Origin of the sequence: Psychrobacter immobilis (assembly GCF_904846225.1) — a bacterium.
Classification (GTDB): domain Bacteria; phylum Pseudomonadota; class Gammaproteobacteria; order Pseudomonadales; family Moraxellaceae; genus Psychrobacter; species Psychrobacter immobilis_F.
Genome location: NZ_CAJGZJ010000002.1, coordinates 212,132 through 235,231 on the forward strand (window position 1 = coordinate 212,132; position 23,100 = coordinate 235,231).

The window sequence follows — 23,100 nt, forward strand, 5'->3', positions numbered from 1 at the left end:
ATTACCATTCCTTAGTATCACTACCACAGTCTGCCGATCGAATATTAATAGTGGTAGTGGTAGCAGTCGTCATACATTTGATACCGGAACTGGTTAGCATAAGTTTACGACCTTCTTTGATATAACGATCAGGATTAGGCACGGCAAACATTTTCCACGTTCTGCCCGTGATATTGTCGACAGCTGTGCTTGATACTAAACTTTTTTCTGAGACTTTGGTGTCCCCGTCGACTAAGGTAATACGATAATTATAGTTATCACCGCTATCTATAGGAACATTAATCACAGTGTTCTTTGTGTCTGCATAGCTGTAAGTCACGCTACCATCTTGCTCAATTTTCTGCGGCATAAAACCTTTATAAGTCAAGGCAGTTGAGCGCCAACGTTCTAACTCTATCTGAAGCTGTAACATCTTAGCTTGTGTTTCACGTTCGGCGTTGACGATTATATAACGACGATAGCTTGGGATAGCAATTGCAGCAAGTATCCCTATTATCATAACAACAATCATCAATTCGATAAGCGTAAAACCTTGCTGAGCTTTATTAGGATGAATGATTACGTGCTTATAGTAGCCTTTTGCTCCATTGCTTAATAAAAGACCTGATGTAGAGCACTGCCTATTCATTTAGTGGATCCGCAGTTTGCTCGTACCACCGTGTCGGAAATAACCGGTAACTTAGACTGGTCACCTCTCCACCACCTGAACCACTACCACCTGCGGGCGTTTTCTCAAGACTTGATCCGGCACAGTTCCCACCGATACAATTGGTATCAAGCCTCGCACCAGTTCCTGTCGTACCTTTGTCATAGTTGATACGGTCATCCATTTTCACAAGCTCACTAAGCGTTTGGGTACCCAACATAATACGTGTCGTTGGATGTTGTGAATCTACCGCCCCAAATGCCAGTTCTTGAATACCTTTACCGGCACGTATAAACCCGCCAGCGCCATTTAATGATGTTTGGTCATCACAAATACCATAAGGCAGACAGTACATTTGGCGCTCAGACCCTCCTACAATTTGAGCCACACAGCCACTTACCTCATCGTACTGCATCTCTGGGCTATAAGCAGTCATAGAATATACACCACCAATGGCAAGACCGTCCCCCATAGATTTAACATTTTTAATATTACTAAAGCCATCAAACAAGTTCAGCGGATATACCCAACCTTGTTTGGTAGCGGCATTGGGTCTCATTGCTGCTTCTATATTACTTTTGGTACCCATAGAGGTTTTATAAGGTAGCTCAGTCAGACTACTTAAAGTCAACTCCTTACTAGTTAATGTTACTACTTCATCCTTTCCATATAACCCTTGTTTAGCGATATCACGATCTATAATACCAAATAATCGATCTGACTCTTTGGGAATATCATTACGAAGCCGTGACAAGGGATTACTTCTATCTCCCGATGCAATATTAACTACCGCAAAGAGTACGCCTGAATCTTGATGAAAACTAACTGAAGGTTGAGCGTAAAAACGAGGTTGTAACCCACGCTGTAATAATGATTTAGCGGTAATACCACTATCATTGTCGCCACTGGTATTTAATACTCGTACCACGCGGCGCGTGAAATTATTTACCCCGACACTACCGCTAACATCTTGCCCGTTACGTAAATCTACTCGGAAAACTTGACCGCCTAAGTCCCCAAAATAAAGATGATCAATCATGCCATCATCATCACGATCTAACGTCGTTATTTTACCGACTACGCTATGCTTCATTGCTGGCACTTGGATATGTTTATTAGAGGCACCCTTTGCACGCCCAGAAATCGACCATAATACACTACCTGTCTTAGCGTCAGCGATATAGACCGCATTACCGTCTGCCATTGGCTTGTTATTACATTCACTGAATACATTGTTCGTGGCATCAAGGCGGAATGTCGGATCTTCATAACATTCATCGTAGCCACCGCCGAAGATAATCACATCTTTAATACTTGTCTTACCTTGGCCAACTTGAATTTTGCCCGTAACTGGCTCACTCCAAGCCATTCCTAATGCTTGGTAATCATCGGTTGCACTATCGAGACTAAATAGCATTTTTGGATTGTCTAATTTACTGACATCGAGACCATAAAGACCTTTACCGCCTTGACGCAATCCGCCATAAACATACAACTGATCGGTGGTAATTTCTCCAGATGATTTGGCGTTAGTCTTACTAAAGTCGTACTGATAACTACCCTTTGTCGCCCACGGTGCGTCTACGCCAAACACTGGCGCATTCGATACCGTACTACCTAGCTGTAAGGCGGCGATTTGTTTTTGTAGAATGGTTTTTGGTATAAAAGCTAAGCTTTCTTGACCCGTTGTCGCTGAGGCAATATGTAGCGCACCCTCCATTGAACCAAACATAACATAGTCTTTACGACTAGAAGTATCATTAGATACCATGCCAGCATCGGCATCTATAATGCCATCTTTTGGATTAGTGTCTTTATCTGTCGCATTGATATTTGCTCCATAAGTCAAAAGAGCAGGTTTTGAATGTATGACGCCGCCTAAGACTTTTATATCACCTGGTGGCGTTGCAATAATATTTTCTAATGCTGTTTTGATGTTCGCCTCATTGGTACCAATGCGATCTACCTCAGCTTGAGTGGGAGTAGCATCGTATCCTAAGAAACTCAATAAATACAATTTGGTTAACGTGGTATACGAGCTGTCGAGCTCGTCCTTCCCAAACCCAACAAGCTTACCATTTAACACACCTACTTTTACTAATGCGTTTTCACTGCCAATCTTGCTTTCGACATAAACATTGCGTGTGCTGTTATCATTTTTTTTGGGCATTTTTAGCTGAGCATAGAACCCACCTGCGGTAATTCTATCGTTGATATTGATGGTAGCACCAGTAGCATTTAGTGCCGTTTCATTTTTTGTACTCCAAATATCTTGGGCATCTGGATTTAAATCATCTGGGAAGCCGTCTTTATCATTATCAATATATAATCTTTTGTTATTTTGACCGTATAACGTGCCTTGGTTGACACTGTATTTTTTTAGATTACCCGCCCATATTGCCAGATCACTACCAACTTTGGGCTCTAGCATTGGTAAATAAGCATAGGGTTGAATGCTCAAGCTGCTCAAAGGGTCTTGAGGGATGGTAATAGTACCTGCAGGAATACTGGGTAAATCCATCTTCAAGTCTTGTATCACAGACAGTACACTACCGACGATATCCTTCGTATCCTTGGCAAAATAAAACCCGCCTTGACCATAACCACCAACATTATCGTACTTGCCGGATTCCATGCCTAAGTTACATGTGTTACGTGCATCGTAACTATTAGAGACAGCAGGAATTTTTGAACAGTCGTAATATTTTTTATTATATTTATATGCTTTACCCTCGCTATCTTTAAACCTATCAATCGTACGCTCTACTGAGGTGTAATTGGCAGGATTATCGACAGTATCAAATGAAGATCCGAACCCTACCATCGCCGTTTGCACTTGTTTATTTGTTCTTAGTTGTTTTGCAAACTCCCCCATACACTGCCATTGGCTTGTTGAGTCACTACCTTGTAATAGTCCACCAGAACTGGGGCAGGATAAACTCGACGTATTTAATGCTCCGCCCATCATACTTCTCAAAGTGTTTTGATCCGAGACTCCGTTTGGAAACCCATCCGTTAATAAATAGACACCTCGAGCCCCACATTCTTGAGTCTCTGGCGCAATATATTTCTTCTTATTTCCACTGGCATTATTTACGATGGTGGCATCGGTTGTTGCTCTCATGCCACTATAGGTAGTATCGCCTGTGTAAGTTGAAGTACCTAGCATATAAGCACCCGCATCAGTGAAAGCTGGTGCCATCGGTGTACCTCCAGAGGGTTCTAAGCCTCTTAAAAACGTATAAATCTTCTCCTTTTGGGTAGCGTCTAACGGTTTAGCGGCTACTTGTATTTGTCCACGATTATTGGTATAGCCAAACGCCCCAACACCCATGATGATGTCTTTGTTTACATTCTCATAAGAAAGCAACTCTAGAATAGCCATCTTCAGCTTAGACATCCGATCGTATACTTTTTCAGTACCTTTTAAACAATATTCTAACCGGACACCGTTTGGATATTCTACTATAGGATTATATTCATCTGAATATACGTCATTAGAACTATCACTCATAATACAAACTTGTTTCTTGTCTCCCATTAACTCGGGTGCTGTGTACCGTTTATAATTACGATTGTATGTTAAATTAGAAGGGATATCATTGTAGTTGTTATAGTAGTAATAGGTATATGTATAATCGTTTTGATAGTAGCAACTGTTTCTCCTACATTCTCTAGAATAAGCTTCGTATATAGTATTATATCCATATAACTCATCTTCCTGAAAGCTAACGCTACCGCCCATACTTCCCGACTTATCCAGCATTAAGGTTAAAGTCGGTTTATTCGACTTAACAATAGGTTGATAGATGGTCAAATCACCACGCTTGCTATAGCTTAGGTTGCCAAATCCATCGTCACTGGTTCCTGCATGCAACATTACCGATGATGCCATCAAAGCACATACGGCAATAGTAATAGCGGTTGGACGAAACTGCCGTAATAATGGCGGGTTAAATCGAATATTTTTCATAGAATCTCTCGCTATACTTTGCATATGGATTTGATAGGACTATAGGTCTATCTATATAACTATTTTGAGGCACCATTCGCTGATACATTTAGCAGCTCTTGACACCTTACACTTATTTGGCCACTACCTTTGCCATACTGGATACATCGCTCCGTTTCATTCATATTCTCTAGTTGCACATCTCCTACAACAACTCTAGCTGGTACACCAATTTTCATCAGACAATCGTTACGTGTTTCTCCGTAATAATTACTTTCATTAGGATTATCTCCTGCTACTCCTGAGATAAAAGAATTGGCATTTTCACTAGGTTTTTTAAGACACTCAGTGATATCGGCTTCTGAAGCACTAGACATTGCTGGTAAGAAGGATGTTGAACTTATTCGGAAACTTGGAGAAGTACTGGTCGTATCTTCTGTTGTTACCGTTTTACCTAAAGGAATGTGTCCAAAAGGGGTTACCGGCACAGATAAAGTATTTGGTCGCGTTACTGATACCTGAGTCATAACATTTTGTCGAGCATTCACAAAATCTTCGTTTCTACTCACCTGACAGAAACCTCCTAAAGCATTAGCCCCTCCGATTAATCTGCTTTTATTAGAAGAAGTCAAAATAGTCGCTTCAGACATTTTAAAAAAATAATTTTTCCGCGGACGATAACAAAACACTATTTGATCACCACGGTTTGAGGTTGCTCCGATATTCATAAAATGACCAAAAAATCCGAGTGGCCCAAGTAGCTTAGCGCTCTCATCACTATATTGTTTCTCATTGATAATATTTTCAATGTTTTTATTAGTATTGTCGGAAGCGTTTAAGAGTAAGGTATCAACCTGATCACTAGTGGCTAAACGTAACGACGTCATACTACTTCGTACTGCAATGACTCCTACCAAAATAATTAGTAGTAAAAATAGCAAGACTACAATCAATGTAGCCCCTCTCTGAGACTGACTAATTTGATATTTTGGGCATTTATTCATAATATTAATACCTAGCTGAGTCAAAATAAATCAGATTTGAACTATTTATTTTGATAACCTGCGTTTCTTAACGTAATATCAGACTCTACCACTGTTCTTATATAACTTTTACTCAAGCCTTCTTTCAAAGTTAACTGTTTACCTAATACATTGAAAGTAGATGGACTATCATTTGTTAAAATGGCATTATCTGAACGCAAAATAAAACCATACTTGATACCTACAATGACAGGTTTTATTTCTTTGTTTAAACCCAGATAATCATTAACGGTATAATATTGTATTGTGTTATCGCCGTTCACAGTCGTTGATAATGCTTTATCCTTCATAGTCGTTAGTAATATGTCGAAATAATCTATGTTGGTTATAATTTCTGTGCCAGCATCACCAAAATCTTTGATTTTATTATTAGTTGTGAACTCAACAGAGGAAGGTAGCTTTTTTTCTGGTGCGCTTTGTTCAGTATAGTCATCCATTACTTCAGTAATATATTTACCAGCATCGCAATATAATGAAAGGTCTGTCGGCTTCGTGGAATTGGGTGCTTTCAGATAAAATCGCTCTATAATTATCTGTCCATCAATAATCGTTAGAACGCCTCCCACCTTAACTCGGCGCGGCCCTAAAACCAATTTTCCTTCGCAGTCATACATATTTTGTGGCGCGCGATACTGAATGGTTAGCTGCCCACTTTTTAAATCAAAATTACTAGCGCCTGTCCAATCATTTCCCGTTCCACCAGTGGCCTGCTCACCAGTATGAGTAAGCAGTGCTATTTCTAAGGGTTTGTCACCTAGTGTAATACTCTTAGGTAAGCCTAATGAAGCATCAATATTTTCTGGATTTCTCATATTATCTAGTTGCTTATTACCAGCTTTATCTTTTGACGCATTATTGGCACTTGTCAGTATGATGCCAGCACCTGGCTGATCGTCTTTAACTTTATTGGCTAAGCCCAAGCTTGCGAGACGGACTTTTCTTTCAATAACTGGCACATTAAAAGTAGCACCTTCAACCAGTTCAGAGGCACTATTTTGCATACCTGCTGTCCTCGTATTAATAATATAGACTTGTATCACTGCAGCAGAGACCAGTAGTCCTAATACCATTGATACCATTAACTCTATTAGAGTAAATCCGTACTGAGATTTGTTGTAACCGTGACGATATAATAATTTCACTAGTAAGCCTCCATTATTAAGCAGCTAGACCCTAGCTTATATGTCCCTATCTGGTTACCACAAGCATTTTTATTATCGCTACTGAGGATAGGTAAAGTATTACCCCAAGAAGTAATAATGCATTGTCTCGCGTTAATGTTAGACATCTCTGGACATGCGATCATGTTTAGCATGATATCTTGCTTACATGCCAAACTAGCTACTTTCCATGAATTTAATGCGGCTATATTTGATGTTGTACAGGAAGTCGTTTTACAGCTATCTTTATTAAAATTACTGCCTGCCTGCTCTACTTTATTACAGTATTCAGTAATATTATTTGTACCCACGCTTAACTTATTCAGCTCTTTAGTAAACTGTTCAGTAGCCAAGCTATTTAAGCGCATATTTTCTGAGAGCTGTTTTGAAATACTCATGGCACGGCTGCGATCCAAACTTTCATCAGTAGCCTTCAAAGCATTTATCTGCAATGCACTAAAACCTAATACGGCAACTGCTAGTAATAAGACGGCGACTAGTACTTCCACCAGACCAACACCGCGCTGATAGTGATACTGGATCATGGGCACGTCCCTCCTAGTTTACTGCTAACGTTAGCCACTGTGCTAACTATAACTTGCCTAGCAGCACCTAGAATATTACTATCACAAATAGTATAGGTCATCTCGTCGGCAGTTTTACTGGGCTTAAACTTTATAACGCTAACTGTAGACTTTATCGTACTTTTTGCATCATACTTATAAGTTGCGATTACTTTTGCATTTTGATCTATAATATTGATAATGCCTGCAGCAGTACCATTGTTATTGTAGCTTACTGACAATACTTGTCGGCGAAGGAAACTTTCTATTTTGGCTTCTTTCAGTGCATTAGCAAATGTGGCAGCCGTCGACTTCACACGCTGATTGGCCAATTGAGTACTGATATTAGGTGCAGCAATACTGACAATAATAGCAAGCACAGCAATCGTCACCATCAGCTCAATCAGGGTAAATCCTGAGGTGGTCATTTGTCGCTTTTGTGGGAAATTATTTACAGATGCGTTCACATCAGATTCCTATTTATAACTGCTATTGTCTGCCTACTACCAGCCCTGATTTAAATATAGTAGTGGTTAGCCCATTTTTATATCATTTTCGCTAGGTTGCTTTCTCTTTTGACAGATACTATGTAATACACTTATTAAGTATGATGCAATTTCTATTCCATGATATGTGGTAATTACTTTGCGTAGAATAATAAGCGCTGAATCAATAGTACAAACTATCTTATGCTGATCATTTTTATGTACTTTTCGTGAATAAAAAAGAAAAATACTTTGTCTATTAATAACAAATTTATATATGTCATTTTTATAATATAGCGTCAAGATAACGTATTAGCAATATAATAGTATTTATGCAGAATCGACGTTGATTCTCATGATTGGCTACCATGCGCTAAGGTATAGGCAGAAATGTGATATGGGTTAGAGGCATGAAATTCGTTAATGGCTAAAGGCGTCGTTTGACCATATAAAGCCCGCGCCAACGCTTGCAGACTGGCACCAGTGGTGGCGACATCATCGAATAAAAGCAAGCGCTTAACAGCGGGCTTTTCAATTAAAGCAAAGGCATTGTCCAAGTTACTTAAACGCTCGGCACGTGACAACCCTCGCTGGCTAATAGTGTTATCGATACGCTCGACACCTTGCCACAATGGTATGTTCCAATGCTTTGACAATTGTGCTGATAAAATACTGACAGGATCGAATCCACGTTTTACCAGTCGTTGATTGGTGGTTGGCATGGCGACAATCACACTGTTGTTGTAATGGCAGCCATGCGGGCGTGGCAGTTGACGTAAGATATGTAGCAACAATGGCAGCTTGGTCATATCTTCATGATACTTAAACGCTCGAATGGCCTGACGCAGTGGGTAATCATAATAGGTAGCTGCCTGAATAGGCAGAACAGAGCCAGCGGCAATGTCCACGTCAAAGGGTCTTGGCAGCCAAGCGATACTATCGTGACAGTGCGCACAGAGCAGCCCGCGACTTAATCGTTGATACATTTTTTGGCGAATTTTAGCAACCAATGATTGATGACTGGATGACCATTTAGGGGCAGATTGAATACTTGCTGCATCAGCTAAATCCAGTACGGATTGGGATAATGAAAGCTGGGTTTGCGCGGTACTGCGATAAACACGGCAAAGCTGACAGCGTATATCGACATACTCTGCCAGCCATAGTCCAGTTTGATAAGGCGCCGAAAGGGGCATAACGGATTTTATGCGTTGATGCTGCTAAAAACCTTTCCAGTCATTTAGTACGATACCAAAGCCAATAGAGGTATTTTCGTGATTATAATCTACGATAGATTCGCCATAACCTTGGAACAGTTGAACGAAGCCATTGACGTTTTCGGTTAATGGATATACATAGTCAATTTGCGCAGCACCTTTATTGGTACTTGGGTTGTAGCGCAACGTACCGCTGATGCTCTGCTGGTTAGCTAAGTCATATAAGAACTTAACATCGCCATAACCCATATAATCTTCGATATCTGGATTATCATCTTCAGCAGAGCTCTCATTGTTTACGCGAGCCCATATACGCGGTATCACGGACAGCTTGCCCCACTCTGCGCCTGCCATTAGATAAGCACGATTCCATGAACGTGACAATGGATCATCTTGACCGTTAGAGTGATGAATTGCCCCTGCACCCAACATCCGCAAGCGCCCACCAAACGGTAAGTTTGCCGATACGGGCTGTGTCAAGAAAACCTCAGGCTGATAATCGGTAGCACGAAACGGTCGTGAATTGTCTTCATTGTAGACCTGCCAATGCGACTCTTGCGTATAACCAAACCACAAATCAGCATTGCTATCGAATAAATCTTCAGCAACTTTGGTTTTCAAAGATAATTGGAACTTTAATTCCGTGTTACGCACATCGTTAGAGGTATAAGGCTCGACAGGCTGAGTGGGTGTACTAGGGTTCAAATTGGGATCAAAGGTATAAAATAACGGTAATATATAAGTTGGGCGATATGGTCGAACCGTCCAAGTACCACGCTCGCTGTTTTTGTCAAGATCATAGGACAAGCTGAGCGGCGTATACTTTTCAATATCAGCCTGACTAACGCCAGCGTTTTCTAATACTTTTGTCTCTCTCTGCGTCAGCCCGACCGTGTCTAGGCTTTCTGTATCATCTGAATCATTGGCGACGAGTCCTGTCGCTGTATTATTAGTACTAGCGATAGTCGTGTTTTCGTCCACAAAAACCACTTGAGGATTACCCGAAATCGTCGTTTTAAATGTTTTTGCCAAATCGACGGTTTGTTTGGTCGTGGTGTAGCTTGGCGTTTTACCTTGCTCAGCAACTTTATCAAAACAGGCCAAACGCGCCGCACTGGTCTGAACTTGGGTACATTCAGAAAACAACTTCGCTTGCTTGGCAATAAATTCTTTACTGACCACTTTACGATCTTGAGCACTGGTATTAGCAGTCATCGTCTGCTCATTGCCAATTGCTGACGAGTCATAATCTTCATATTCAAACGCCGCCTCTGGTACTGGCAACTCATTGTAAGTCTGAGCATTATTAGCGGCTTGCACTTGCACGCTAAAGCAAGCCAGCGCTATCCCAACCGCTGTAGTCAAATGATGCTTCGTCATTTGAGGTAAGCTATTTTTACGCGTTTTGATAAGATCCATAGACTGACGCTGCAGAGTATTATGGGAAAACATAAGTGTCCTTTATCTAACTGACCTGATCGCCAGCAGAGTAGATGAGATAATGAATATGACTGTGAATACCATCGTTAAAATAGAATCAATGACATTCGAACATAAAAGGCAGACATTACAATATGTAATGCTCCTTCAGCATTGTTGCTTTATTGTAGTGAAAATATGGATATTATACTAGCGTTATCGCTACAGAATACAAATGTAAATAGACAGAATGTGCATTAAAGCAGATGCTTAGTTATGAGCCAGTTGTGAGTTAGTTATGAGGTAACGGATAGCGTCTAAAAAATAAAAAAAGCCAGCGCACTGTGTTAATAGCACGTTGGCTTTTTTTGTATTGTTAAGTCCTAAGAAAAGACTTAATAATGTTGTTAAGTATTAATTATTAAACATCGTTAACGTTTGCTCAAAATCTGAGCGTTCGATTTCGCCCACTTGTTGATTGACCAATTGACCGTCTTGATAATATAACAACGCTGGCGGACCGAATAATTTATAGCGCGCTAAGATTGCTTTGGAATCGTCAGTAGTTTCTGTGATATCCAGTCGTACCAATTGCCAATCTTGCATCTGTGCCGGACGATTATGGAATAAATTTTTGTCCATAATACGGCATTCAACACACCAGTCAGCGGTCAAATCGACAATCACTTTAGGGTTTTCAGCGACGATAGCATCTAGCTCGGCAAGCGTGGTGATGTTTTTATCTGACGCATTATTATTGGTCATTGGCTGACCTGCAACCGATTGCATCATTGGTGCAGCACTCAATGACGCTAAGGGATGTAAGCTATCATCATTACCCAATGCCGCGCCCAACACCAAACAAACCGCCCAAATACCCGCAATCAAACCTAACGCTTGAGTAAGCATACGAGCTTTACCCAACCAGCTCCATGCCCATGTGGCAACAACCATAAACCATAGCGCCCATACTATCAGCATCACAGGTGAGATAAAGACCCGTTCGATCAATAATAACGCAACGGCGAATAGCAATAGAGCAAAACCTATCTTGACCCAATTCATCCACTCGCCCGCTTTCGGCATGATTTTACCTTGAGTGGCACCAATCAAAATAAGCGGAGCTGATAGGCCAAAACCAAGCATAAACAAGGCTGCAAACCCGAGTAACGGATTACCAATCGTAGATACTGCCAAGAGCGCCCCAAATAATGGCGCAGAGACACAAGGCGATACGACTAAGGCTGACAAGAAACCAGCAATCAAACTACCGCTCGTACTACCAAGTTTACTATCACCTGCTTGGCTGAGACCCTGCATCTTATTACTGATGACTCTCGGTAAGCGGATACTGAACACACCCAACATATATAGGGCTAGTAACACAAAAATAATGGCGAAGCTGATCAGAATAATGGGGTTTTGCAACCAACCAATAATCCCTAATGACTCACCAAAGATGGCGATGATCGTACCCAAAATACCATAAGCCGTTGCCACACCAATGGCATAACTGGTGGTTAAGATAACACCGCGCTTGACGGTTGGGTTTTTTTCACGGGCAACGATATTGGCAACGATAGGCAACATCGGTAATACGCAGGGAGTCAAAGCCAAGCCTAGTCCTGCTAAAAATAACAATACTAATGCCAGCCAAGGATGAGAAGCCAAACCAAATGGATCACTATCAATGGCATTACTAGCCGCTATATTACTAGCCGCTACATTACTGCCAGCTGCGTTGTCACTTGTCGGCGCAGTAGCACCGGTTATTTGTCCGTCTGCTCCAGAGATCGTATTGGTAGCCGCCAGCTCACCTTCTAAAGCGCCATCTTCTATTAAAGCATAATCAATAACGTCATCATCAGCACCCGATTGCGCTGATTCAGGCGTCAGACCATTAGCATCAGTGGCATTGGTTGTTGCTGCCGTACCAGTAGAATTTTCTGCAACACCGCTGGTGTTATTTCCCGAAGACGACTGGGCAGTAGCAGCAATATTCACCGTGGTTTTAATCTTCTCTGGCGGATAGCAAAGCCCTGCTTTGGCACAACCTTGCCAACCAATCACCACGGCGGCATTGTCTAATTTTTTGCCGCTGCTATTGGTCAAGATGGTTGTCGCGACCATATTTACTTGGTCAAATACCGGCACTTGTCCAAAAGTTGGATCATTGATGGAGACTGGCGACTGACTAAAGGTAAAAGGTGCCGCCGTTACGCCAGCAGGTAATGTCAGCTTGATTTGGTTTTTATAGACATAATGCCCAGGCGTGATATCAAAATTAATAGCCAAGCGCGTGCCAGACGGAGTAGATTTACTGCTGCTACTGACCTGAAAAGCTTGTGCCACTGGCAAAAATTTTGACTGATCGGCACTTTGATTGTCACTAAATAGATCGCCCAATGCTGCCGCTTGCGTCGTCATAGACACAGCGGTCAAACCAGTAGCAAACAATGCAGTCGGTATCAAACCGGCAAACAACGAGCTACTGCTTAATGCAAATGCCAATAGATAAGACTTTTTGGCAGAACGATTTGCCGTTAACGATGATTTTTTTTCTCTTGTCTTAATGGACATGAAGGGCTACCTATTGAATACTAGCATTTTGTTTATGACTAATTGTTTATTATTAACTGCTTGTGGCTAATCGTTTATTGCTAATTGCTTGTTACTGAGATTTGAGTCGCTTTACTCACTATCTATTTGCGTGTCACAGCGACATTAACCGTGGTTTTGATCTTCTCTGGTGGATAGCACAAACCTGCTTTGGCACAGCCTTGCCAACCAATGATAATCGGGGCATTCTTGGCACCTTTACCATTATTGGTCGTAAGCGTGGTGGTTGCTACCATCGTTTTTTGTGTAAATACGGGTACTTTACCAAAGGTTGGATCATCGATAGAGACGGGCGACTGACTAAACGTAAAGGGGGCTGCGCTCAAATCTTTAGGGAAATTTAAGGTCAGCTTATCTTTATAGACGTAATGACCTGGCGTGATGTTAAAAGTGATCGATAAACGCGTCCCTTTAGCAGTCGCTTTAGTAGTGGTGCTGACTTGAAAGGCTTGATCGACTGGCAAAAATTTTGATTGCCCAGCGCTATTATTATCGAACAGATCATTTAAACCTGCTGCCTGAGTACTCATAGAGAATAGGGATAATCCCGTCATCAACGAGGTGCTCATAATGGCAAAAGCCAGCGCACAAGACTTTTTAGAGGTGCGTTTGTTTATGGCAACTGATTTTGATACTGGCATTTTGATTGACATGATTGATTACCTTTAATGTCTGCTTGCGATGACTGATCGTTAACGCCCAACTATTCTGACGATAGTTGCAATAGTATTGGCGTTAACCTATAAAAACTTATAGTGACTCTATCTTATATAATAGGGCTGTCTTAAAATGTGAAAACGTATAGGGAATGGCGCTCATTTTATCTATTGATAAAAAATATCAACCAATAACGCATTATTGGTTGATATGTAGCGATTATTAGAAGTGGTTTTACCAGCAAATGAGCGATATATCAGAGAATATCTTGCGACCAACTTTTTAATCATTTATAAATCTAACGCTTATAACTTTGCATAAATATCTGCATCTTGACCTTCGCCGCCCTGCTGTCCATCTGCACCCAATGAAAATAAATCATAAGGTTTGCCTTCACTACCTGGCGCAACATATTGCATCTCGTTTTCCCAACCATCTGTCGGATAACCACCTTTAATATAGCCACCGTCAGGATAGTTTTTGGCTTCAGCAGGCGGCGTAGTAAGCGCTTCAAGACCTTGTGCGCTGGTTGGATAACGCGAATTATCCACTTTGTACATATCAAGTGCATTTGACACGGTAGCGAGTGCAGTCTCAGTGGTTTTAACACGAGCTTTATCGCTTTGTCCCACGACTTTTGGTACGACTAAACCTGCAAGGATAGCCAAAATCACAATGACTACCATGATCTCAATCAAGGTAAATCCTGACTGATTAGATTGGCTTATGCGGCTACTTTGCATAGAAACGGCATTGTCATTGCTAACATTCGTAGTCTGGAGTTTGACATGATCAATGGCGGCGTTTGGTATTGTATTTACTTGAGTTGTGTCAATCATAATCATCGCTTTTTTCATTGCCTTTGGCATGAGTGATATAAATAATAAAAGTAGCGTCCCGGTTGCGTTCATTTGCATCATAACAATGAAGATTGCAACTGTGATCACTATAAACCATGATTTTATTTTTATCCAGCGATGCCAATAAATTGTCATCAGTATCAACAACAAACAGTATTCAATGCTAAGAAAGTCATTATTAATAAGGTCAGATTCTGTTAATAGTTACTATAGCTTGATAAAGCGTTTTACAGTAGCAGAAAAGTGATCCAGTCAAAAATATACTACAGTAAGTAAATCTTAAGAAAGCTAACGTTATATTTAGCAATATATAGGTAATAAGAATGTAGATAAGAGGCGGATATAGGTGATCCACTGTAAAACAACGACAGTGTTACTGGGATAATATTTGTACTTATTTTATTTAGAACGGCCTATAGTATTAAAGATTTAAATCAGTGTGCTATAAAGATCAGAACCATCATACCCTAGCCTGCCAAATCATTCATATTGACAATTGGTAGCATCACGGCCATCACAATAATCATCACCACAACACCCATCAAAACTAGCATCAGAGGCTCAAGTAGTGACAGTAAAGTACTGATAAAGTTGGTGGCTTCCGCTTCTTGCATGTTGGCGGCACGGCTGAGCATGTTTTCAAGCTCGCCTGAGTTCTCACCACTTTTAATCATCTGTACCATCATGGGTGGAAAATAAGACGATTTTTCGAGTTGACTGGATAAGCTTGAGCCTTCTGTCACTCTATCGGCGGCGGTAATGATTGTTTGCTTAATATGCAAATTAGTGGCGACCGCTGCACCAATATGCAGTGCCTCAATCAGTGGTACACCTGAGCGCACCAAGATTGCAAGCGTGCTGGCAAAACGCGCCGCATTCAGTCCTTTGGATAATCGTGCCAATATGGGTAATTTAAGTACCACACTGTCTATGGTCAATTTACCTGCATTTGTTTGAGCAAAGCGATAGAATAAAAACGCCGTCCCTGCTAACACCAATAGCATCAGCCACCACCACTCGGTAATGATGTTGGATAAGGCAAGAACGATTTGGGTAATCAGCGGTAGCGCTTGCTCAGACTGCTCAAAGACTTTGACAATTTTGGGGACTACAAAGCTCATCAAGCCCATAATGACACTGATGGCCATCACCATCAGTACAATAGGATATACCATCGCGCCTTGAACCTTTTTTTGCAAGGCAAAGCGATTTTCGGTGTAGTCTGCCAACTGATTGAGGATTAAGTCTAAATGACCTGACTTCTCTCCTGCTGCAATCGTGGCGATATAAAGTGGTGGAAAGCTCGCGGCTTGTTGCAAAGCACGCGCAAGGCTTAAACCCTCTAACACATGCGAGCGCACGGCAAGCATTAAAGACTTAATATGAGTTTTTGGGGATTGTTTGGCGACAGCTGCTAGGGTTTCTTCAAGCGGAATACCTGCGGCGAGTAATACAGATAACTGGCGCGTGAGCAGTGCCAATTCATAAGCCGACGGTTTTTTATAGCGGTTTTTATTTTTATTTTGACGATCATTGACAGCGTTGACTTCAACTGGTGTCCACTGCTTATCGCGCAATTGCTGGCGTACCTGCCGGGCAGAATCGCCTTCGAGCAAGCCTTTTTGGACACCACCGCGATCGTCGAGTGCTTTGAAATGATAAGCAGGCATAGCAGCAGATATCCTAAGGTAATCGAAGGTTGGTGGTTATAAATCAGTGCCCAAAACCATGCTTAAAACAGCGGCGTAGAGTCATTGCTATCAGGCATCAAACCTTGTAATAATAAAACATCCAAGTGCTGTTGTTGTAGCTTTTTATCAAAATCATTTACCTCTGCAATCAGCATTCGCTCGATGCGCTTATCACTGGCAAAAACACTCAATCGCGCGCAGATGACGGCGAGTTGATAAATGCGTTTTTTACAATAGCCATCCAAACCTTGCAATAACCTCACCATATAAGGGGTCTCGAGACTGGCATAATCATAATCCGTCACGAACTGCTGACCAAGCGCCGTGACGCCATAACTGATAGACAGGTGCGCACAAAAGTAGCAGCTGAATAAATAGCCAATCACATGACCGATATAATAGCCACGATCATAGGTAAAGCTACTCACACCAAAGTGACCAAGCACATAACTGTTGAGACTGCCTTGATCGCGTATCGGCTTGCCATTTTTTAGCTTGCCAACGGTGGCAAAACACAAGGGGTTTTGGCCATCCTGAGTGGTTAGCTGCCATCCTGCGGGCTGCTGCGCCGGCATATGACGCACGATATCTGCGATGATGTCATCGACTACGTGCAACTGCTGCCAAAGACGTTCTAGCCCATCCGTATCCATAAGGCCGCGCTTATCGAGCTGCTGCGCCAGTAAATATTGCTGATACTCTGCAAACTGCTTTTTGAGCGTCTGTACCAAATAAGTGGGACGTGTGGTGGCAGAGGCCACGTACAACAGCCGAGTACGTTCGTGCTGATTATGATAAAGCGCCACACGCTGCTCGGCAATACTGGTCTCGCTTACGGCGGTCGCGATACTGCTATCAGTTGCTTCAGCAGACGATGTGTCAGCACCTGCTTTCACTGCGATTCCTGCGGCTGCCATTTCGTCGACGGCTGTATCTTCAGAATGCGGTAGCGTAAATAGTGCCAGCAACGACGCTTTATCTAGTGTCTCATCGACCTTATTTTTTTGTCCACTTACCACCAGACAAGCGCTGTCTCTAGCGTTGCTTTTAGCGCTACTCTCATCAATCTTGCTTTGTTTTTTCATAGACGCAGCAGAGCCTTGTTGGCTATTGGGCTGTGCGCTTGGCTTTGCGGTCGGTTCAGTCATAACATACCATCAGCAGAAAAAATAAACATCTTCTAGACCATACTATATGGCTACCATACAGTGAAAAACAATACGTTAAAAATAAGTGTTTGCGCCTAGAGGACTCATTATTCCATAGTACCTGAACACAAGCACATTGTCAGCCGTACATGGTCAAAATACCGCCAGTCGAAATCTGATGGAAAATCTTTATCAACGTCACATAATAGCGTGTTAAAAGACAAAAAAGCGCTAAGGGTACGATGGTAACCTAAACGCTTTCCATAAAAATGAGTGCCCTGATCTTACGCGAGCTTTTCTTTTTGATAGTGTTGGCGATATGCTTTTGGTGATACGCCATAAACCCGCTTGAACGCCTGACTAAAGGTTGAGTCTGAGGCATAGCCAACCAGTTCACTAATACGGCTGATACTGTTCTGTTGTAAGCGTAAATATCGTGCTGCTAAACGCAAGCGATAGTCAATTAGGTAGGTCAATGGCGGCATCCCCACCGTATCTTTGAAACGCTGTGCAAAACTTGAGCGCGACATTCCCGCTGTCTCAGCGAGCTTATGAATACTCCAATTTTGGCTTGGGTCTTCGTGCATCGCGGCTAATGCTTTGGTCAAAAACGGATCTTTCATTGCCTTTAGCCAATTTTCTGTAGCCTCAGGCAAACTTTCGATATAAACGCGCAAGCATTCAATCATCATAATACTTGCCCAATGATTGATGACTGCTGTCTTTCCCATGCGCTCACGCTCAGCTTCTAAAGTTAGCAACTTAATCTCAACATCAATGACCTCAAACCTGCCATCAGACTCAGCATTGATTTCAGGCAGTATGGGTGGCAGCACAGACAATAAAGGACGAATCATCTCTTTGTCATATTTACATTCAATCAATACCAAAGATGAATTGGCGTCACCGTTACCATTAATATCAAGCGTATGTGCTTTGCAGTGAGTCAGTAACTCATCAAGCGGTCTAGCATCATCACCATTATGATCCAGCGCATAGCTGACATGCTTATGGGCGTTGGGAATCATAATCATGTCGCCTTCATGTGCCTGCCGCAGTCCATTACCGACATCGATACAAAAGCTGCCAGACATCACTAAATAAAATAAAATGGTGTCTTGTCTCGTGATTGAATACGACCAATTCCCAGTACCATTCAAACGATAATACTTGGTTTCAAACAAATGTACATTTTGTAACAATACGCTCAGTGCGTCCATCAATCACTTCCTCAATAACACAAAGTCAGTAGTAGCCTATTAAAAAAAGCAAACACATACTGACTACAGCCCTAGACTCACTGAAGAATCCAGTACATTTTTTAATTAATTTAATTATCATAAAGTCTTGATTGTCATACATAACTTAAAAGATTATATTCGATAACTTATATAAGCATCATTGAAGTATAACAAAGCAAGTATCGCGCAAGGGGTTTTTATAAAAGAATCTATGATAAAAACAAAGTATAAGAAAGACCAGCAAACCTGACGTCAAATAAATGCCCAATAAGTTCACGCTTATGCATATAGATACTTTAGAATAGAAAAATCAGACAGGCACAAAAAAATGCCAAAATTGGCAGGTGCTGTTGTTGGTATAAGATGTTTATAAAAAGATAGGATATATAAATATTGAGAGGTAATACAGAATAAAAATGGGGCGACTGATGGGACTCGAACCCACGACAACCGAGATCACAACCCGGGGCTCTACCAACTGAGCTACAACCGCCATAACTACTGCCAAGGACTGGCAAAATATTCAGGCTAAATGGTGCGCCTGGCAGGATTCGAACCTGCGGCCACCTCCTTAGAAGGGAGATGCTCTATCCAGCTGAGCTACAGGCGCTCTTAGAGGACTTTTATATATTAGAATCAGTTTAAAATAAAAACATATCGTAAACTAAATCATTATACATAAAAAAAAGCCTGTAAGGCTCTTAAAATAGATGGTCGGAGTGATAGGATTCGAACCTACGACCCTCTGGTCCCAAACCAGATGCGCTACCAAACTGCGCCACACTCCGAAATTCTCTATTATCACGATAGTTTGTTGATTAATTCGTCATTGGCAATGCCGCTAACTTGTTAATGTTCCTCGCTATCGAGGTGCACATATTAAGGGGAAAAGCCGATTGTGTCAACACCTATTTTTGATTAATTTAAAATAATTGCTAACTTATTTTAAAAATCCATATCTCTTATGAAAATAACGGTGACAAAAAGTCTTAACAACCATGATATATAAGCACAGTGGCGTGATTATACTACATTTAAGTCAGGAAGCAAGCCTGTGTCAATCGTACCCGTCATGACATTAAACGGTATGAGCCATAACTGCGCATGGCTCGTTTCATTATTATGGCTTTCACTATTATAAGCGTGTTGTTTGAGTACGACTGGCGGCCTCTCATTGTCTTGTACGGGATAGACCAACCAGGCCTGCCTCGCTTGGTAAGCCTGCGCATAACTGACCAACTGATAGGCATCGCTCGCAATAATCGCAGCGGCTTGAGACAAATGTTTCCATTTCATATCGATGACATGACTATAACTGCCTGAGCGTTTCACTTTTGACGATTTTTTCGCGGCGGCTTGATCGTGTGCATTCTCTTGACCATGGTGAGTATCGCTGTCAGCGTCCACTTTATACATGAGCAAATCAGGGCGTATGGACAAACAAGCTCGCCCCTCTGTATCACTGAGCCAAACACGCTGCGTTTGATACAGTGGTCGATAATGGCGACTCACTTGGGTAAATATCGAGGCGATACGCAGGCTTGCCCATTGTTCAAAAGCTTGATTCATATCAATCAATAGACATAGGCGCAATTGGGCTAGGTTTTTTTTAAATATTTTTTGTGGATCGATGCCGTTACCGGTTGCCACATTTGACTGCTGTAACAACCAATAAGCCAAGTCTACTAATTGCTGAGCGACTTGTAACTGCTGCGCTCGAAGTGGCTGAATCGCTAGCTGGCGCTTTGCTTGATGATATATTGATGCCAGCTGCTGCCGTTCGTGATGCGTCAGCGTCGGCACTAACTGCCATGCCTGCAAAGATATAAGGGAAAGGGATTTAGAAGCAAGTGGAATCAATAAAACCAATGCACTTTTAATCAAGCGATTGGCGAGCATATCTTGATTCAACACACTGCTCTCACAGACAAATTTGTGTGGCTGCATACTATTATATCGAAGCTGCTCTTTGATGAGCAAGCGCCCTTGTAACGATGCTTGGTTATGAATTTGCGGCTGGTAGTGTTTGGTCGGTTGATAGTGAATCAGCCGCTGCAAAAACTGCTCGATAAGCCAATCGGATAACGGCAATGCGGCGGTCGGTAGTGGTGCTAATTGATGACTCACTTGACCTAAATTTTTGGTATTGGGCAGTGTTTTATGAGTACGCTCATTGCTATTAATCAAGTCTGACAGCATATTTTGTACCCATTGACGGGTTTGTTCTATCTGTTTATTTTGAGTGGATATATAGCGTGGCGGTTGACGCTGAGAGCGAGCGCTTTCGTTTTTTGCTAGCAGCTTCGGTAATATCTCAAGCGTCATACTGCTAGGCAATAGGATGACCCCGATATAATGCCCGACTTTTAGCTGCCATTGTCCCTGCTTGCGCTTAAGCGTAAAGACCGAAAACTCTTGCGCTATTAACCAGTAAAAATCAGCAACGTGCACAAAATCATGAGCCGTCAAACGTTGGTGCTCGAATACCGTGATAACGTTCGTATCAAGCGCGTTAACAGAAGCGCTATTCGCACGATTGTTTGTATTGCGCTGATTGTTCTCATTGCTATTTATCAATACGTATTACCATCATTTATCACCGCCATTTAGCAACCTTAAGGATATAGGCGCTGATAGACAGCGGGTTGGTTGAACTCGCCAGTGTTGGCGATAAGGTCAGTATTAATATTATAAGTCCCTGCGTTCATCGACTGACCGAGAAATGATCCGTGCCCTGAGAACATTTGATTTTGGCCTACTGTATTATTTTGACTGTTCATCTGATTGTTTGAATCATCACTCATCAGCGTTTGGCTATCTTGAATAAATTGAGCATTCATCGGCTGCTGCTCATCTTTAAAAATATACTGCAAGACGGCAACTTCTTGTCCGCCAGCCGCTTGCGCTAATTGTGGAATGATTTGTTCAATCAGTATGGATTGTAATTGCTCAAGCGTATTGGCTGACCACAAAAACGCATGACCCAATTGCACGTCCGCTCCCAACGTTTGAATAATACGATGATTTAATCCTGATAACAATTTGGCCAAATCTATCGTTTCTATCGCCATTTCTGCGGCATCGCTTACTTCTGAATCATGCCCAAGGCTAATAATAGGCAATAACTCCGGCTGCGGCGGACAATCCACAAAGCGAAAACGCCGACGTAATGCCATGTCCAGCGGCGCTAAAGAGTGGTCTTGGCTGTTCATGGTGGCATAGATGTCGACATTGGCAGGGACGCTAAAAAGCCGTCCAGAATAGGCCAAATTCACCGTCATAGCGTTTGCCATACCAGCACGTTTGTCTGACTCAATCAAACTCAGTAATTCACCAAATACTCGTGAGACGTTGGCGCGATTAATCTCGTCAATCAGCATCGCATAACGCTGTTCGGGATCATTGGCGGCGCGCTGACATAGTTTTAAAAACGCACCATCTTGGATCGCATAGCTCATCTGAGACGGGCTGTTATTTATAGGGTTATTGTTTGTCTGACTATTATTCGTCTGTGCATGATTGCTCTGTCCATGACTGGCAGGAATAGAGGGCGCCATCACAGGACGAATCCCTTCAACAAACTCTTCGTAGCCATACGCTTGATGAAAGCTGACCATACTAAAACGCTGCTGGCTAAAACGTTGATCTTGGCTGGCGTTATTCTCTTGCTGCGCCTGCTGAAACTCTGCTAACTGCTGCGACAGCTCATTTAAGAGCGTCATGCTTTCGGGTAATAAATACCATGCGCCGCTGTGGTCTTTATCAAAATAGGCTTGGCTGGCACGGTTTTTATAGGAAACTGTTTTCGAATTGGTAGGGCTATGTATTTGCAAGACAGACCACGCCGTATTGTTTAGATTATTCTCCCGCTCATTTTGTGCCGCTTTTGTGATAAAAAACTCATGAGTGACTATTTCAGGTACTTTTAACAAGTCTTTATTTTTGATGTGATAATCTAAAAATATCAAACACACAACTTCACGCCAGCTCAATACTTGCAACAACTGTCCAAGCAAATCTGCATCGTTGGCTTTTGGCAGATAATCAGTATATTCTTTAGCGATTTGTAGCAGACGGTAGGTTTTACCCGTACCAGCCACACCCGTATAAATTGTATTGATCGGCTTGTGATGAAATATATCAGGCATAACATTATCCAGCATTAAACTCTTGCGTAAAAAAATAAATCACGCTACAACCTTATTATAGCGCGGCTATAGTCGATCCACTATAAAATCAATACAGTACACTATCTCCGTAATCTGTCTCATCAATTTAGACAATTGACTTTGCTGAGTCACATAATTACGTTACTTTTATTTTATAAGCGCAGCAGTTCATGGTAATAATAGTAGGGACACATCAGTTAATGTACCATAGTTAAAGTAACTGCTAGGAT

The 23,100-nt window shown here is 41.9% G+C and carries 16 protein-coding genes, 3 tRNA genes and 1 pseudogene; all 20 read right to left on the minus strand.

What is annotated here, in order from left to right:
- Position 1: 1 nt before the first annotated feature.
- Complete coding sequence (locus tag JMX48_RS14205; protein WP_320158141.1) at positions 2–628, minus strand: type IV pilin protein; 627 nt, start codon at positions 626–628, stop codon at positions 2–4.
- Entirely contained in the window at positions 621–4,619 is a 3,999-nt protein-coding gene (locus JMX48_RS02530) for a PilC/PilY family type IV pilus protein (protein ID WP_201533912.1), read from the minus strand. Before JMX48_RS02530 ends, JMX48_RS14205 begins: the two co-directional genes overlap by 8 nt.
- Before the next feature lie 59 nt (positions 4,620–4,678).
- Entirely contained in the window at positions 4,679–5,602 is a 924-nt protein-coding gene (locus JMX48_RS02535; protein ID WP_201533915.1) for a PilX N-terminal domain-containing pilus assembly protein, read from the minus strand.
- Positions 5,603–5,643: 41 nt separating this feature from the next.
- On the minus strand, positions 5,644–6,642 hold the full coding sequence (locus JMX48_RS02540) for a PilW family protein (protein ID WP_227687871.1): 999 nt from the start codon (positions 6,640–6,642) through the stop codon (positions 5,644–5,646).
- A gap of 42 nt (positions 6,643–6,684) precedes the next feature.
- Positions 6,685–6,783: pseudogene (locus JMX48_RS14220) on the minus strand (PilW family protein); the annotation flags it as partial.
- Positions 6,783–7,346: a type IV pilus modification protein PilV gene (gene pilV, locus JMX48_RS02545; protein ID WP_201533921.1), complete on the minus strand. Its 564-nt coding sequence runs from the start codon at positions 7,344–7,346 to the stop codon at positions 6,783–6,785. The pseudogene JMX48_RS14220 and the gene pilV, both read right to left, overlap by 1 nt.
- Positions 7,343–7,831: a Tfp pilus assembly protein FimT/FimU gene (locus JMX48_RS02550; protein ID WP_227687858.1), complete on the minus strand. Its 489-nt coding sequence runs from the start codon at positions 7,829–7,831 to the stop codon at positions 7,343–7,345. Before JMX48_RS02550 ends, pilV begins: the two co-directional genes overlap by 4 nt.
- A gap of 371 nt (positions 7,832–8,202) precedes the next feature.
- The gene (locus tag JMX48_RS02555) at positions 8,203–9,045 is read right to left on the minus strand and encodes a ComF family protein (RefSeq protein WP_227687859.1); all 843 of its coding nucleotides are present in this window, start codon (positions 9,043–9,045) and stop codon (positions 8,203–8,205) included.
- Between the two features lie 24 nt (positions 9,046–9,069).
- Positions 9,070–10,518: a phospholipase A gene (locus tag JMX48_RS02560; protein WP_201533923.1), complete on the minus strand. Its 1,449-nt coding sequence runs from the start codon at positions 10,516–10,518 to the stop codon at positions 9,070–9,072.
- Positions 10,519–10,899: 381 nt separating this feature from the next.
- Positions 10,900–13,065 (minus strand): protein-disulfide reductase DsbD, encoded by a 2,166-nt coding sequence (dsbD, locus tag JMX48_RS02565; RefSeq protein WP_201533925.1) that lies wholly within the window; start codon positions 13,063–13,065, stop codon positions 10,900–10,902.
- A gap of 122 nt (positions 13,066–13,187) precedes the next feature.
- The gene (locus tag JMX48_RS02570; protein WP_201533927.1) at positions 13,188–13,757 is read right to left on the minus strand and encodes a protein-disulfide reductase DsbD domain-containing protein; all 570 of its coding nucleotides are present in this window, start codon (positions 13,755–13,757) and stop codon (positions 13,188–13,190) included.
- A gap of 309 nt (positions 13,758–14,066) precedes the next feature.
- Positions 14,067–14,504, minus strand: a complete 438-nt coding sequence (gene gspG, locus JMX48_RS02575) for a type II secretion system major pseudopilin GspG (RefSeq protein WP_227687869.1) — start codon at positions 14,502–14,504, stop codon at positions 14,067–14,069.
- Positions 14,505–15,088: 584 nt separating this feature from the next.
- Positions 15,089–16,291 carry a type II secretion system inner membrane protein GspF gene (gene gspF, locus JMX48_RS02580; RefSeq protein ID WP_201533931.1) on the minus strand — a complete coding sequence of 401 codons (1,203 nt, stop codon included), beginning with the start codon at positions 16,289–16,291 and terminating at the stop codon, positions 15,089–15,091.
- Positions 16,292–16,353: 62 nt separating this feature from the next.
- On the minus strand, positions 16,354–17,460 hold the full coding sequence (locus JMX48_RS02585; protein WP_201533933.1) for a hypothetical protein: 1,107 nt from the start codon (positions 17,458–17,460) through the stop codon (positions 16,354–16,356).
- A 284-nt stretch (positions 17,461–17,744) separates the two neighbouring features.
- Entirely contained in the window at positions 17,745–18,680 is a 936-nt protein-coding gene (locus JMX48_RS02590) for an AraC family transcriptional regulator (RefSeq protein ID WP_201533935.1), read from the minus strand.
- Positions 18,681–19,118: 438 nt separating this feature from the next.
- A tRNA-His gene (locus JMX48_RS02595) sits at positions 19,119–19,194 on the minus strand.
- Between the two features lie 40 nt (positions 19,195–19,234).
- A tRNA-Arg gene (locus JMX48_RS02600) sits at positions 19,235–19,311 on the minus strand.
- 101 nt (positions 19,312–19,412) lie between these two features.
- Positions 19,413–19,489, minus strand: a tRNA-Pro gene (locus JMX48_RS02605).
- 235 nt (positions 19,490–19,724) lie between these two features.
- Positions 19,725–21,278, minus strand: coding sequence for an McrC family protein (locus JMX48_RS02610; protein WP_227687860.1), 1,554 nt, complete (start codon positions 21,276–21,278; stop codon positions 19,725–19,727).
- 38 nt (positions 21,279–21,316) lie between these two features.
- On the minus strand, positions 21,317–22,849 hold the full coding sequence (locus tag JMX48_RS02615; RefSeq protein WP_201533938.1) for an McrB family protein: 1,533 nt from the start codon (positions 22,847–22,849) through the stop codon (positions 21,317–21,319).
- Positions 22,850–23,100 lie beyond the last annotated feature (251 nt).

Excerpts from the sequence above, each read along its gene's own strand:
- JMX48_RS02540 (WP_227687871.1), bottom strand. The coding sequence starts at position 6,642 with ATGCAAAATAGTGCCTCTGAACTGGTTGAAGGTGCTACTTTTAATGTG.
- dsbD (WP_201533925.1), bottom strand. The coding sequence starts at position 13,065 with ATGTCCATTAAGACAAGAGAAAAAAAATCATCGTTAACGGCAAATCGT.
- JMX48_RS02530 (WP_201533912.1), bottom strand. The coding sequence starts at position 4,619 with ATGAAAAATATTCGATTTAACCCGCCATTATTACGGCAGTTTCGTCCA.
- JMX48_RS02570 (WP_201533927.1), bottom strand. The coding sequence starts at position 13,757 with ATGTCAATCAAAATGCCAGTATCAAAATCAGTTGCCATAAACAAACGC.
- JMX48_RS02585 (WP_201533933.1), bottom strand. The coding sequence starts at position 17,460 with ATGACTGAACCGACCGCAAAGCCAAGCGCACAGCCCAATAGCCAACAA.
- gspF (WP_201533931.1), bottom strand. The coding sequence starts at position 16,291 with ATGCCTGCTTATCATTTCAAAGCACTCGACGATCGCGGTGGTGTCCAA.
- JMX48_RS02590 (WP_201533935.1), bottom strand. The coding sequence starts at position 18,680 with ATGGACGCACTGAGCGTATTGTTACAAAATGTACATTTGTTTGAAACC.
- JMX48_RS02535 (WP_201533915.1), bottom strand. The coding sequence starts at position 5,602 with ATGAATAAATGCCCAAAATATCAAATTAGTCAGTCTCAGAGAGGGGCT.
- JMX48_RS14205 (WP_320158141.1), bottom strand. The coding sequence starts at position 628 with ATGAATAGGCAGTGCTCTACATCAGGTCTTTTATTAAGCAATGGAGCA.
- gspG (WP_227687869.1), bottom strand. The coding sequence starts at position 14,504 with ATGCAAAGTAGCCGCATAAGCCAATCTAATCAGTCAGGATTTACCTTG.
- JMX48_RS02615 (WP_201533938.1), bottom strand. The coding sequence starts at position 22,849 with ATGCCTGATATATTTCATCACAAGCCGATCAATACAATTTATACGGGT.
- pilV (WP_201533921.1), bottom strand. The coding sequence starts at position 7,346 with ATGATCCAGTATCACTATCAGCGCGGTGTTGGTCTGGTGGAAGTACTA.
- JMX48_RS02555 (WP_227687859.1), bottom strand. The coding sequence starts at position 9,045 with ATGCCCCTTTCGGCGCCTTATCAAACTGGACTATGGCTGGCAGAGTAT.
- JMX48_RS02560 (WP_201533923.1), bottom strand. The coding sequence starts at position 10,518 with ATGTTTTCCCATAATACTCTGCAGCGTCAGTCTATGGATCTTATCAAA.